Origin of the sequence: Lutibacter sp. A80, assembly GCF_022429645.1 — a bacterium.
In the GTDB taxonomy this organism is placed as follows: Bacteria; Bacteroidota; Bacteroidia; order Flavobacteriales; family Flavobacteriaceae; genus Lutibacter.
The window spans coordinates 3,577,415-3,591,890 of the sequence record NZ_CP092480.1; the positions used below are offsets into that span (position 1 = coordinate 3,577,415).

The window sequence follows — 14,476 nt, forward strand, 5'->3', positions numbered from 1 at the left end:
AAGTTTTAAAAATCTTATATACATTTGCAATTCTTAAACGTCATTATAATAACATGGTGTTTTTTATGAAAAAAGAAAAGATATATGGCAAAAAATTTGGTAATAGTAGAGTCACCTGCAAAAGCAAAAACAATTGAAAAATTTCTAGGTAAAGATTTTCAAGTCGAATCTAGTTTTGGACATATTGCAGATTTACCCTCTAAAGAAATAGGAATAAATGTAGATGGAGATTTTATGCCAAATTATATTGTTTCTTCAGATAAAAAAGCAATTGTTAAAAAATTAAAAAGTTTAGCAAAAAAAGCAGAGACTGTTTGGTTAGCATCGGATGAGGATCGCGAGGGAGAAGCTATTGCTTGGCATTTATTTGAGCAACTAAAATTAAAAGATATTGCAACAAAACGTATTGTTTTTCACGAAATTACGCAAAAAGCAATTTTAAAAGCTGTTGAAAATCCAAGAAGTATCGATTACAATTTGGTAAATGCACAACAAGCGCGTAGGGTGTTAGATAGATTGGTGGGGTATGAATTATCACCGGTTTTATGGAGAAAAATTAAAGGAGGTTTGTCTGCAGGTAGAGTACAATCTGTAGCAGTTCGATTAATTGTAGAAAGAGAACGCGAAATAACAGCATATAAACCAATTGCAAGCTATAAGGTTGTTGCAGAATTTACCAATTCTGAAGGTAAAAAATTTAAAGCCAATTTACCAAAGAGTTTTGATACAAAAGAAGCTGCCGAATCATTTTTAAACTCGTGTATAGGAGCTGATTTTAAAGTTGCTGATTTACAAAAAAAACCAGCTAAAAAATCACCAGCTGCACCTTTTACAACTTCAACATTACAGCAAGAAGCTTCTCGAAAATTATATTTCCCTGTTGCTAAAACCATGATGATTGCTCAGCGTTTGTACGAAGCCGGTTTAATTACCTATATGAGAACAGATAGTGTAAACTTATCTGATGATGCAAAAAATGCTGCACAAGAAGAAATTATAGCATCGTATGGTGAAACCTATAGTAAACCAAGAAATTTCAAATCTAAATCTAAAGGAGCGCAAGAAGCCCACGAAGCAATACGTCCAACAACTATGGCACAGCATACGGTTTCTGTAGATTATGATCAAGATAGGTTGTACGATTTAATTTGGAAAAGAACTATTGCCTCTCAAATGAGCGATGCGCAATTAGAACGTACAAATGTTAAAATTTCAAACTCTAACAATACTACTGTTTTTACCGCAAATGGTGAAATGATTAAGTTTGAAGGGTTTTTAAAAGTATATTTAGAAGGTACTGATAATGAAGATGAAGAGCAAGAAGGAATGCTGCCTAATCTAACAAAAGGAGATGCCTTAATAAATAAAAATATTGTAGCAACCGAAAGATATTCTAGACCTCCTTACAGATATACAGAAGCTTCATTGGTGAAAAGATTAGAGGAATTAGGAATTGGACGTCCTTCAACATATGCACCTACAATTTCAACAATACAACGTAGAGAATACGTAGAAAAAGGTACTGTAGAAGGTGTTGATAGAGAGTATACACAACTAAAATTAGCAAAAGGAAAAGTAGCTGCTAAGGTATTGACTGAAAAGGTTGGTTCGGATAAAGGAAAGCTAGTTCCAACAGATATTGGAAATATTGTAAATGATTTCTTAGTTGAAAATTTTTCAAATATTTTAGATTTTGGGTTTACTGCAAAGGTGGAATCTGAATTTGATGATATTGCCGAAGGAAATGAAGATTGGATTTCTATGATTAAAGATTTCTATAACAATTTCCACCCAATAGTAGAAGATGTAGCTGCAAATGCCGAAAGAGCAAAAGGAGAACGTTTATTAGGGATCGATCCAAAAAGCGGTAAAAATGTATATGCCCGTTTGGGTAGATTTGGCGCAATGGTGCAAATTGGTGAAGCTACTGACGAAGAAAAACCGAGGTTTGCAAGCTTACAACCTGATCAAACATTAACTTCTATAACCTACGAAGAGGCTATGGATTTATTTAAGCTTCCTAAAACTATTGGAGGTTACGAAGGGAATGATATTGTTGTAGCTAACGGACGTTTTGGACCTTATATTAAATACGATTCTATGTTTGTGTCTATTCCTAAAGATGAAAATCCAATGTCTGTAGATGTAAACAGAGCTATAGAATTAATTCAAGAAAAACAAAAAGCAGATGCACCAATTGGTACTTATGAAGACTTACCAATTCAAAAAGGTGTAGGTAGATTTGGACCGTTTATTAAATGGAATGGTATGTTTATTAATGTTAATAAAAAATACGATTTTGATAACTTAACCCAAGCCAATCTTGAAGAATTAATTGAAGATAAAAAGCGTAAAGAAATTGAAAAAGTAATTCATAATTGGGAAGAAGAAGGCATTAGAGTTGAAAAAGCACGTTGGGGTAGATTTAATATTTTAAAAGGAAAAATAAAAATAGAAATGCCAAAGACAACCGATGCTAAAAATTTAACTTTAGAAGAGGTAAAAGATATTATAGAAAAGAAAGCTCCAAAAAAGAAAGCGACTAAACGAAAAACAACTAAAAGAAAAACAACAAAAAAATAAATTTTTTATTATCTTGCCAACAATTAGATTACTTTAACCCCTAAAAATGAAATTTAATTATCTTCAACCTGTAGATACTCCATTAGTGAATTTCGCTAAAATGCAAGCCAATCTCTCGATTGGTCAATGTATTAAAATATACGCTACTAAAGATGATTTTCCAGATTTAACAACTACAAAAATTGCAATTTTTGGTGTTTTAGAAGGTAGAGCCGCAGTTAATAACAGCGGAACAGGGGTAGATTTACAAGAGGTTAGAAAAGAATTGTACAAGCTATTTCCAGGAAATTGGCCTATAAATGTTGCTGATTTAGGAGATATTGAACAAGGAAATACCATAGAAGATACCTACTTTGCTGTAAATGAACTTTCAAGTTATTTAATTAAAAATAAAATTATTCCAATTATTATTGGGGGAGGACAAGATCTTACCTATGCAAATTATAGAGCGTATGATGTTTTAGAACAGACAGTTAACCTAGTTGCTGTAGATCGTAAATTTGACTTAGGAACAATAGAAGATCCCTTAAATTCAGAATCGTATTTAAGTAAAATTGTTATGAACCCGCCTAATAATTTATTTAATTTTTGTAATATTGGTTATCAAACCTATTTTAATTCACAAGACGAAATAGACTTATTAAGTAGTTTGTATTTTGATACGTGCAGATTAGGGGAGGTGCTAAATTCTATTCAATTAGTTGAACCAATTTTAAGAGATGCAGATATTGTAAGTATAGATTTATCTTCAGTTAAAAATGCTGAATCTCCTGCTAGTAATAATGCAGGGCCGAATGGACTTTCAGGTACCGATATTTGTGCTATTGCAAGGTATGCTGGTATTAGCGATAAAGTTACATCGTTCGGGATATACGAGTACAACCCGCTGTTAGATACTAAAAATCAATCGGCGCAATTAATTTCTCAAATAATTTGGTACTTTATTGAAGGATATAACTTTAGAGCAAACGATTATCCGTTTGGCCTAAAAGATCAATATGAGAAATTTATAGTACCCATAGAAAATGAATTGTTGAACTTTTATAAAAGTAATAAGAGTGGCAGATGGTGGATGGAAATAGAAATAAGTAATAATAAATTTAAAAGACATGCGTTAATACCTTGTACATATCAAGATTATATAAGTGCAAGTAACCAAGAAATTCCTGAAAGATGGATGCAAACATTTAAAAAATTAAATTAAATAAGGTGTTTTATATACTAAAATTCCTTTTTTTAAGTTTAAAGCAGATTAAATTAAATATTGTATTTTAAAATAATTAGTAATACGTTTGCCAAAAGAATTATAAATTAATATGAAGAAAATATCATTGTATATTTTACTAGCATTAGTGGTAGTCAGTTGCGGGTCAAGTGATCAAGGAGAATTAGTTGGAGTTAGAGGCTCCAGTAATTGGCATTCAGAAAGGCCGTATGGCATGACACTAATTCCTGGTGGATCTTTTACAATGGGTAAACAAAGTGAAGATGTTGCAGGTTCACTTAATTCCCCAGCCAGAACTGTTACTGTGCGTCCTTACTATATGGATGAAACAGAGATTACTAATAGCGAATATAAAGAATTTGTATACTGGGTAAGAGATTCTATTGTTAGAACCGAATTGGCGTTGTTTTCAGAATTAATGTCTTTTGACGGGGAACCAGTATTAGAAGACTACAAATTTTTAAATATAGATTCTACCGATATGTCACCATATCAAAAATATATGATGAAAACCTACGGGAGCTTAGGTGATTTAAACTCGCCAACACAAGGTAAAATGCTAAATTGGGACGAAGAAATTATTTGGAATGTACACGAATTTCCAAGTGAAGAATATGCCGAAGTAATGATAGATTCTATTTTAACGCCTATTGAAGATAGTTTTGAAGGTAGAAGAATGTTAAATGTAGAAAAATTAAACTTTACCTACTATTGGCTAGATCAAGAAGAAGCAGCCAGAAATAAAGGGAAAAGAAGAAACTTTATAAAACAAGAAACAGTAAATGTGTATCCAGATACTACGGTTTGGGTACGCGATTTTAAATATTCGTATAACGATCCAATGCACCAAGATTATTTTTACCACCAAGCTTATAACGATTATCCTGTGGTAGGTGTTAATTGGATGCAGTCCAAAGCTTTTTGTAAGTGGAGAACTAAAAAGAAAAACGATTTTTTAAATTCTAAAAGAAGACCTACACAAGTACCGCAATTTAGATTGGCAACCGAAGCGGAATGGGAATATGCCGCTAGAGGTGGTCTAGAAAACGCTACGTACCCTTGGGGTAATCCTTATTTAACAACTGATAGAGGTTGCTTTTTAGCAAACTTTAAACCAAGCAGGGGTAATTATGCTGTTGATGGTGCTTTGTATACTGTTGAAGCAAAATCGTACCCACCAAATGATTATGGTTTGTACAATATGTCTGGAAACGTTGCCGAATGGACAAACACCGCTTATAGTGAAGCTTCTTATTATATAGGTTCTACAATGAATCCAAATGTAGAAATAGAAGAAAATCATAGAAAAGTAGTTAGAGGAGGTTCTTGGAAAGATGTTGCTTACTTTTTAGAAGTAAGTACACGTGATTATGAATATGCAGATTCAGCAAGAAGCTATATTGGCTTTAGAACGGTCCAAGATTATTTAGGAACAGATATTAACGGAAATTAAATTAACAAACTTTAAAATACTAACATTACGAATTATGGCACAATCAAAAGCAACTAAGAAAATATTTAATATGGCCTATGGGCTAGGGGCATCAGTAGTAATTATTGGAGCACTTTTTAAATTAACACATTACAGCATCGGACCTTTAACAGGTGGTGTAATGCTAGCCATCGGTTTAATAACAGAAGCCGTAATTTTTGCAATTTCAGCTTTTGAACCTGTAGATGACGATTTAGATTGGTCACTTGTATATCCAGAATTAGCGGGTGGTGCCATGAGAGAAAAAGCAAAAATTCAAGAATCAACTGAAACTCAAGGATTGTTATCTCAAAAATTAGATACTATGCTTAAAGAAGCAAAATTAGATGCTAATTTAATGAAAAGCTTAGGTGATAGCATTCAAAATTTTAAAGGCGCTGCCGAAAATATTGCACCAGCAGTAGACTCAATTGCCGCAACTACTAAATATAGCGAGCAATTATCTTTAGCAGCAACGCAAATGGAATCTTTAAACAGTTTGTATAAATTACAATTAGATAGTACTGGTAGACAAGCTGAAATTAATGAGCAAGTGGCAGCAAATGCTGGAAAATTAAAAGAACAAATGGAATCGTTAGCTACTAATTTATCATCTTTAAACGGTGTATACGGAGGTATGTTATCTGCAATGTCTAATAAATAATTAGTTGTTTATTTTAAATAAATTATTAATCAAAAAAAACTAATTAAAAATGGCTTCAGGTAAATTATCACCAAGGCAAAAGATGATAAACTTAATGTATTTAGTATTTATTGCTATGCTTGCAATGAATATGTCTAAAGAAGTTTTATCAGCTTTCGGTTTTATGAATGAAAAGCTAGTTGAAAACAATTTAACAGCTACACAAAAAAACAATCAAACACTTAGCAATTTAGCAACCAAAGCACAAGAGCAACCAGAAAAATATGCAGATTTGTATGAAAAAGCAAATACTATTAGTCAATTATCAAAAGATTTTACAGCATATTTAGAAACTAAAAAAGAATTCTTTTTAGCAGAACAAGAAGATCCAAAAAATTACGAAAGTATGGATCAATCAAATCTCGTTGATCAATATTTTTTTGCAAATGACAAGTTTACAAAAGAAGGACAAGAATTTTTAGATCAAATTAGTGGTTATAAAACTAAAGTTGTAGAAATTCTAGGTGAAAACAATCCGTTAAGCGATGTTGTAAAGAATCGTTTTGATACTTCAGACCAAAAAAAGGGTGTAGGTACACAACCATGGTTAAACAATAGATACGAAGGCTTTCCTTTAATTTCTACCATAACCAATTTTACATCTATGCAAATGGATATAAAAACAACAGAATCTGAAATTTATAGCAGCTTGCTAGGTGGTCAGTTAGAAAGTGATGTTTCTTTAACAAATTACGACGCCATTGTGGTTGCAGATAAAACAGCTTTCTTTCAAGGAGAAAAGTTTACAGGTAAAATATATTTAGGAAAAAAAGATCCAACCTTAAAAGCAGATGTGGTAGAAATTGGTGGTAGAGCTTTACCAGAATCTAGCATACAAGCTGGTCAGGTATTGTTAGATTTTCCAGCAGGAAATGTTGGAGAACATACTATTAAAGGTAAATTTGTATTTACAGAAAACGGAGAAAAAGTTGAAATTCCAATCGCAAGTTCGTATGCTGTAATTCCAAAACCAAATAGTGCAGTTATTTCAGCTGATAAAATGAATGTAGTGTATAGGGGTGTGCCAAACCCAATGACTATTTCTATCCCTGGAATTCCTGATAATTTGGTAAAAGCATCAGCGCCAGGATTAAGAAGTACTGCAGGATCTGGAAAATATACAATGACACCTTCTTCGGGAAGAGAAGTAACAATTAAAGTTTCTGGAACATTGCCAAACGGACAATCGGTAAGTTCTTCACAAAACTTTAGAATTAAAGATATTCCTTCTCCACAAGGTACTATTAGAAAAGAATCTGGACACGTAGTAATGCCAAAATCTAGTTTAGAAAACGCAACTGTTGGTGTTCAATTACCAGACTTCGATTTCGACTTAAAACTTTCAACTACCGGATTTACACTTAAAGTTCCAGGTCAAGGAGCTGTTGTTGTAAGAGGAAATAGAATGAGTGCTGCTGCAAAAAAATCAATTGCAAAAGCTAAAAGAGGTGATGTAGTTACAATATTTGATATTAAATCCTCGTTAGTAGGAAACAGTGGTTATAAAATAAAAAACGCTTCACCAGTAAGTGTTGAAATTCAATAAATTGAACTAAATGATGAATAAGAGAAATATTGGAATGTTTATTTTATTGTGTGTGTTGTTTCAAACAACGTATGCACAATCTAATCTTTTAAATGCTAAAAGACCTTCCGATATTGGAAAAAAAACTGCTGCGCAAAAGGCTGTTGATAACGATAAACCTTTAGAATACGGTTATGTAGATGATAGAGACATTTTATGGTCTAAAATGATATGGGAATATATAGATTTAAACGAACGTATTAATTTACCGCTGTATTATCCTGTAGATACCACAAATGTAGCTAGTGATAGAAGATCGCTATTCGATACCTTATTAAAAGGTATTAGAGAAGGTGAAATTACCGAAGTGTACGACGATTCTTATTTTACAGCTAAAATGACCTCTGCCGAAATCAATAGAAAACTTTTTAGAGTTGATACTACTGATGCTGGTTTTGATGAATTAAATGCCGGAGCAATTAATATTGATGAGTATGTTGATAAAATAAATTTAACATCTCAAGATATTGAAGGCTTTAAAATAAAAGGTGTTTGGTATATTGATAAACGTCAAGGAGAATTAAAATATAGATTATTAGCCTTAGCACCTGTTGCTCCAGATGTGCAAACTATGGGGAGAGAGGATATTAGTATTACAGAACAATTGCCATTGTTTTGGGTGTGGTTTCCAGATGCGCGAAATTTATTGCATAAAATGAAGGTTTTTAATCCAAAAAATTCAGCATTTCCTATTTCTTACGATCATATTTTAAATGCTAGAAGATTTAATTCTAATATTTACAGAGAAGAAAATATTTACGGAGATCGTGATATTTCAGATTATGTTAAAGGAAATTCTTTATTCCAAGTGATGGAATCCAATAAAATTAAAGAAGAAATTAGAAATAAAGAACTCGATATGTGGAGCTATTAAAGCTTATGTATTATATTTAATAGTAGTTAATCCCGAATTTAGTTTATAAAACTTTATTCGGGATTATTTTTTTAATGAATTCTTTTTTAGCCTTCGTCAAGCTGAACTCGATTACTCACTTTGCGGTTTTATTTTATTATTAGTGTTCGTGAACCTGCGGTTTCAGTAGCTGTTTGTACTCACCGTCATGCTGAACTTGATTCAGCATCTGTCCCTAAAGAACCCCAATCATCATTTAGTTAACATCATGAGATCTCGAACCAAGTTGGGGATGACGTTACTTTAAAACCCGTCATTGCGAGGGCGTGTTGTAATGCAATGAAAACACAACTGCGGCAATCTGTTAATTAATACCTTAATCAAAATAAAACCGTCATGCTGAACTCGATTACTCACTATGCTGTTTTATTTTATACTAAAGTGTTCGTGAACCTAAGGTTTCAGTAGCTGCTTCTACCGTACGTCATGCTGAACTTGATTTAGCATCTGCCACTAAAGAAATCAAATCACCCGTTCATTTTTACTCATCCCATTATTATTTGTTTTTGTATTCGTGATGTGCTACGCAGTTCCATCGATGAAAAACGAAATCGACGATAGGAGATTCACGAACTCCAAATAAACAATAAGGCAGGCGTGAGCTAACCAAAAAATCTAGGCTTACGAAACTGTATCTAAATATTTTGTTCAACATCTAAATTTTAGGAACTCGCCTTTAAAAATTTAGTTAGCTAGTATAATCGGTTTGGCTCAAACAGCCTAAAATTTTACGATGTTTTCACTTCATATTTTACGATACACCTTCGATATGCCGGGTTAAACTTTATTCCGTTATTACAATTGTTATTGACTTTTTAAATTTTATCATAATTCATACTATAGATGTCATTCCTGCGGAGGCAGGAATCCATACTCAGCTTCTGAAAAATTAACAAGTTTATTAATTAAAAATGTTATTTTATTATTGTGTTCGTGAACCTACGGTTTCAGCATCTACCACTAAAGAACCTCAATCATCATTTAGTTAAGTTCATGAGATCCTGAAACAAGTTCAGGATGACGGACACAGCTAAACAAGTTCGGGATGACGAGAGGTTTAGGATGACGTTACTTTTAAACCCGTCATTGCGAAGGCGTGTTGAAATGCAATGAAAACACAACTGCGGCAATCTGTATCTAGAAACCTCAATCATCATCTAGTTAAGTTCATGAGATCCTGAAACAAGTTCAGGATGACGTTCTTTCACTTCGTCATGCTGAACTCGATTCAGCATCTGCCACTAAAGAACCTCGGAATAACGATTACCAATAGCCAAAATCAACAACAAAGGCCAAAACCCAAAACCAACAACCTCCTTAAATCGTATAAAAAAATATCACTAAAAATTGTAAGTACCGATGTTATAGATTACTTTTACTGTATTAAATTTTACGATTAGCGGGAACTAATCGGGATTTTCTTAAAAAATACAACTCAATGATTAGGGTCCTAACCGTGAATTATTGAGTTTTTTTTATGTCTTAATATTCGTGTAATCAGTTAGGTAAGTCGTTTAAATGTTAATAAACAGCATATAAATGTTAGTAAATCGCCTATAACATTTATTTTATAAGTGCTAAAATGCTTGATTTTTAGTGCTTTTTTAATTGAAAACAGCCGTATAATAGCAAAAAACAGCTGTATTTTTCACTTTTTTGAGAATTATAGTGCGTTTTAAAAAAGATACTAATAGATTTTTTATTTATTAAATAGATTTAGAGAAAGATACTAATAGTTCAAAAGATTTATTAGTATAAATAATGGTATTTATTAAATAGATTTTTAGATTTATACTAATAAATATAGCTGAAATTTGGGTATAAAAAAACCCAAGCTGCGGGAACAGCTCGGGATTTTCTTAAAAAATACGACTCAATAATTAGGGTCCTAACCAGCAATTATTTTGTATTTCATAACATCTAGCATATCTCTTAAATTAGATCCAGGTCTAAAATTGATATGCGCTTTTTTAACAGAATTTGCACTTACTTCCTCCGGTGTAGTCTCTCCTCTAGAAGATACTCCTACTTGAAGATTCCCGATACTACCGAGTTGTACAACCTTCCCTTGTTTCAGTTCGTCCATAATGTTATGTTCTAATGCACGTAGCACTGCATAACAATCCGATTCACGAACTGTACATTGGTTGGATACTAAATATGCTAATCTTTCAAAATCTATTACTCCTTGAGAAATAGCTTTAGCATAAAATTTGTTGTCCGCGTTTACGTCTTGCGGATTTGTGCGCTCGAGCGCTTTAATTGCAATCATTATAAATATATTTATAAATGTATAACTTTTATTGAGGTAGTTATACCGGCACCTCTTCTTTTGTTACGCTTTTAAAAGTACACCTTCATTCTGAAGTGAATTCACCGCGTTTTTAGTGGTATTCAATTGTAATACATATAGTTACAATGTGTGAGTCTTATAAATTAAATCATACCTTTACCTTATTCATAATCAGTTTGTTATGAATTTATTTTTATGTTAAAAAATTAGGTAAACTAAAAGAAGAGTCTTAAATTTGTCTTGTTAAAAAAATAAAGATGCTTCTTTTAGCATTACCACTCAAATACAAAGTTCTAAAGTTGCCGCTTTAGGACTTTTTTTGTTTCTATAGCACTTTATTTAATTATGTGCTATTTAGAAAATAGATTCGTTACTATTTTCAAGTTCCTTAATAACAAGTTGTTAAACGTTACTTGTTATGTTTCTTTTGTAAAAATATATATTTTTTAATGCTAATTTCATCTTTTATAAAATTAGTTAATAACATTTTGTTGTTAAAAAGTAATTTTTTTTTATTGTAAAAAGAATTTTATGTATAGTGTTGTTTTTTAGTGGCTTGGTGTAATATTACTGAAAATATGATATTAAATTTAGTAACCCGCCATTATTTTATTATTAATGTTCGTGAATCTGTGATTTTAGCATCTGTTTGTATTAGTCGTCATGCTGAATTTAGTTCAGCATCTGCCACTAAGAATCCCAATCATCATTTAGTTAAGTTCATGAGATCCTGAATCAAGTTCAGGATGACGAGAGGTTTAGGATGACGTTACTTTAAAACCCGTCATTGCGAGGGCGTGTTGTAATGCAATGAAAACACAACTGCGGCAATCTGTATCTAGAAACCTCAATCATCATTTAGTTAAGTTCAAGAGATTGCCGCGGTCGTACCTTCCTCGCAATGACGGAATTCATTATAGCTCGTCATTATGGGGTGACGAATTTAAAAACGTCCTATGAGAATTTAAGTAGCAATCTAAGGAAGTGAAGCGACGAGAGTAAGCCAAAGAGCGCAGCGGTCTGGCGTCGACTGCGTAACTTCTGTAAGATTCAATTAAATTATCATCAGACTAGATTTTTTTGTTTCGTTTTTTCATCGATGGAAAAAATGAAAAATAAGATAAAAAGAGAGTATATAATTCTTTTAACTATTATCATGAGATCCTGAAACAAGTTCAGGATGACGTTCTTTCACTTCGTCATGCTGAATTTAGTTACTCACTATCCTTTTTTATTTTATTATTGGAGTTCGTGAACCTACGGTTTCAGCATCTGTCCCTAAAGAACCCCAATCATCATTTAGTTAACATCATGAGATCCTGAAACAAGTTCAGGATGACGTTACTTAAAAACACTCAATCATCATTTAACTAACATCATAAGACCCTTAAACAAGTTCAGATAACAGACCAAACGAAAACAACCTCGGAATAACAGTTCCCAATAACCAACAAACAACCAACACCCAACTTTTAACTTATAAAGAATAAAACCATATATTTGCAGCAAACATTTGTAACCCCAAATCTTTAAGCAAATGTTTGTAATAGACTTAAAATAGAACCCTAAATTTAAAAATGAACGGAAAACAACAAAATGCTTATTGGGATTTAATAATAAAAGGGCATACTTCGTTATTAGATGTTAAGTTTGGAGATCTTTGGAGGTATAGAGATTTGTTATTTATGTTTGTAAAAAGAGATTTTGTAAGCTTTTATAAACAAACTATTTTTGGACCTTTGTGGTTCTTTATTCAACCTATTTTAACAACTATAGTTTTTACATTTGTTTTCGGAAATCTAGCAGGTTTAAGTACCGATGGTTTACCACAATTTTTGTTTTATCTTTCTGGAATCACCGCTTGGAATTATTTTTCAGATTGTATCACAAAAACAAGTACTGTTTTTAAAGACAATGCCAATATTTTTGGAAAAGTCTATTTTCCACGGTTAATAATGCCTTTAAGTATTGTAACAAGTAATTTGGTTCGCTTTGGTGTGCAGCTTTTAATGTTGTTATTTATGATGGGCTATTACGCATATATGGGTGCAGATTTTCAAATAACTTCGGCCATACTTATTTTTCCTTTATTGGTTATAGTAATGGCTTTATTAGGGTTAGGTTTGGGCTTAATTATAACAGCTATGACCACAAAATATAGAGATCTTAGTTTTTTAGTAACGTTTGGTGTGCAGTTGTTAATGTATGGCACCACCGTAATTTATCCATTAAGTACTGCACCCGAAAAATATAAATGGATTATCGAATTAAATCCTATGACAGGTGTTATAGAAGCCTTTAGATATGGATTTTTAGGAAAAGGAACCTTTACTTTATGGAGCGTTGGCTATCCAGTACTATTTACTATGGTAGTATTGTTCTTGGGAATTATTATATTTAATAAAACAGAAAAAACATTTGTAGATACTATCTAATGAGTAAACCAGTTATACAAGTAGAAAATCTTTCAAAGGCATACCAATTAGGGCAAATTGGTACAGGTACCTTAACAAAAGATCTAGAGCGTTTTTGGACTACTAAAATTTTAGGAAAAGAAGATCCTTTTTTAAGAATAGGTGAAACCAATGATAGAAGTACCAAAGGTGAAAGCAATATAGTTTGGTCTTTAAAAGATTTAAATTTTAGTATTAACCAAGGTGATGCAGTTGGTATTATTGGTAAAAATGGCGCTGGTAAAAGTACCTTGTTAAAATTACTATCTAGAGTAACCGCACCTACAACCGGACAAATAAAAGTAAAAGGGCGGATTGCTAGTTTATTAGAAGTAGGTACAGGCTTTCATCAAGAGTTATCTGGTAGAGAAAACATTTATCTAAACGGTGCTATTTTAGGAATGCGTAAAAAAGAAATTACACGTAAGTTTGATGAAATAGTAGATTTTGCTGGTGTAGAACGCTATATAGATACGCCTGTTAAACGCTATAGTAGCGGTATGTACGTAAGGCTAGCTTTTGCAGTGGCAGCACATTTAGAAAGTGAAATTTTAATTGTAGATGAGGTATTGGCTGTTGGTGATGCAGAATTTCAAAAAAAATGCCTAGGTAAAATGGGCGAGATTTCTAAAGGAGAAGGGAGAACAGTGTTGTTTGTAAGTCATAATATGGCGAGTGTGAAAAGTTTATGTACTAAAAGTATTGTCTTAGAAGATGGGTTAGTAGCTTTTGAAGGGAATACAAACGAAGGTGTTAACTTTTATTTAAAAGGAAGAAGTAAATTTATAAATAGCAAAATATTTAATAATACAGTGTTTTGTGATAATATTTTTAATTTAAAAGAAATTAATATTACTAATATAGATACACCTATAGAGCAACCAATAGTTGAAGATAAAGAAATTGTACTAAATACAGTTATTGATTTTTTGACAGATCAACCTCAAAGGTATCATATAACTTATCATTTATTTAACGAAATGGGAGAGGCTTTGTTTTCTTTTTCTAATGTATCAAGTGAGGTAACAATTAAGAAAGGAGTTAACAAGTTAAATTGTACTTTTCCAAGTTCATTTTTCCAAGCGGGTCAATTTTTCTTGTCATTGTTTGTGGTTGAAGATAAAAGAAAACCTATTTTTATTGAAAAAGATATTTTAAATTTTACAGTTGTACCTGGTCAGCGTGATTTAGGTGTTTACATGGGGAAAGAGCCAGGCTCAATTAGACCAACTTTTAAATGGGAAAATTAA

Annotated in this window: 9 protein-coding genes; 8 read left to right on the top strand and 1 reads right to left on the bottom strand. The window is 32.1% G+C overall.

Going from position 1 to position 14,476, the window contains the following annotated elements:
• Nucleotides 1-84 precede the first annotated feature (84 nt).
• The 6 genes from topA (at nt 85) to gldN (ending at nt 8,441) form a co-directional block, all read left to right on the top strand.
• Complete coding sequence (gene topA / locus MHL31_RS14720; RefSeq protein ID WP_240226710.1) at nt 85-2,583, top strand: type I DNA topoisomerase; 2,499 nt, start codon at nt 85-87, stop codon at nt 2,581-2,583.
• Nucleotides 2,584-2,629: 46 nt separating this feature from the next.
• Nucleotides 2,630-3,787, top strand: a complete 1,158-nt coding sequence (locus MHL31_RS14725) for a formimidoylglutamase (protein WP_240226711.1) — start codon at nt 2,630-2,632, stop codon at nt 3,785-3,787.
• Nucleotides 3,788-3,899: 112 nt separating this feature from the next.
• Nucleotides 3,900-5,261 carry a gliding motility lipoprotein GldK gene (gldK, locus tag MHL31_RS14730; protein WP_240226712.1) on the top strand — a complete coding sequence of 454 codons (1,362 nt, stop codon included), beginning with the start codon at nt 3,900-3,902 and terminating at the stop codon, nt 5,259-5,261.
• A gap of 34 nt (nt 5,262-5,295) precedes the next feature.
• Nucleotides 5,296-5,943 (top strand): gliding motility protein GldL, encoded by a 648-nt coding sequence (gene gldL / locus MHL31_RS14735; RefSeq protein WP_240226713.1) that lies wholly within the window; start codon nt 5,296-5,298, stop codon nt 5,941-5,943.
• A gap of 49 nt (nt 5,944-5,992) precedes the next feature.
• Nucleotides 5,993-7,528, top strand: coding sequence for a gliding motility protein GldM (gldM, locus tag MHL31_RS14740; protein ID WP_240226714.1), 1,536 nt, complete (start codon nt 5,993-5,995; stop codon nt 7,526-7,528).
• 13 nt (nt 7,529-7,541) lie between these two features.
• Entirely contained in the window at nt 7,542-8,441 is a 900-nt protein-coding gene (gene gldN, locus MHL31_RS14745; RefSeq protein ID WP_240228907.1) for a gliding motility protein GldN, read from the top strand.
• Between the two features lie 1,927 nt (nt 8,442-10,368).
• On the opposite strand, the gene MHL31_RS14750 is transcribed toward gldN, so the two are convergent.
• Nucleotides 10,369-10,752: an HU family DNA-binding protein gene (locus tag MHL31_RS14750; RefSeq protein WP_240226715.1), complete on the bottom strand. Its 384-nt coding sequence runs from the start codon at nt 10,750-10,752 to the stop codon at nt 10,369-10,371.
• Between the two features lie 1,598 nt (nt 10,753-12,350).
• Between MHL31_RS14750 and MHL31_RS14755 the strand changes: the two genes are divergently transcribed.
• Both MHL31_RS14755 and MHL31_RS14760 read left to right on the top strand, forming a co-directional pair.
• Nucleotides 12,351-13,208 (top strand): ABC transporter permease, encoded by an 858-nt coding sequence (locus MHL31_RS14755; RefSeq protein WP_240226716.1) that lies wholly within the window; start codon nt 12,351-12,353, stop codon nt 13,206-13,208.
• Entirely contained in the window at nt 13,208-14,476 is a 1,269-nt protein-coding gene (locus MHL31_RS14760) for an ABC transporter ATP-binding protein (RefSeq protein WP_240226717.1), read from the top strand. Before MHL31_RS14755 ends, MHL31_RS14760 begins: the two co-directional genes overlap by 1 nt.

Coding starts and splice junctions, on each gene's coding strand:
- topA (WP_240226710.1), top strand. CDS start 85: ATGGCAAAAAATTTGGTAATAGTAGAGTCACCTGCAAAAGCAAAAACA.
- MHL31_RS14725 (WP_240226711.1), top strand. CDS start 2,630: ATGAAATTTAATTATCTTCAACCTGTAGATACTCCATTAGTGAATTTC.
- gldK (WP_240226712.1), top strand. CDS start 3,900: ATGAAGAAAATATCATTGTATATTTTACTAGCATTAGTGGTAGTCAGT.
- gldL (WP_240226713.1), top strand. CDS start 5,296: ATGGCACAATCAAAAGCAACTAAGAAAATATTTAATATGGCCTATGGG.
- gldM (WP_240226714.1), top strand. CDS start 5,993: ATGGCTTCAGGTAAATTATCACCAAGGCAAAAGATGATAAACTTAATG.
- gldN (WP_240228907.1), top strand. CDS start 7,542: ATGAATAAGAGAAATATTGGAATGTTTATTTTATTGTGTGTGTTGTTT.
- MHL31_RS14750 (WP_240226715.1), bottom strand. CDS start 10,752: ATGATTGCAATTAAAGCGCTCGAGCGCACAAATCCGCAAGACGTAAAC.
- MHL31_RS14755 (WP_240226716.1), top strand. CDS start 12,351: ATGAACGGAAAACAACAAAATGCTTATTGGGATTTAATAATAAAAGGG.
- MHL31_RS14760 (WP_240226717.1), top strand. CDS start 13,208: ATGAGTAAACCAGTTATACAAGTAGAAAATCTTTCAAAGGCATACCAA.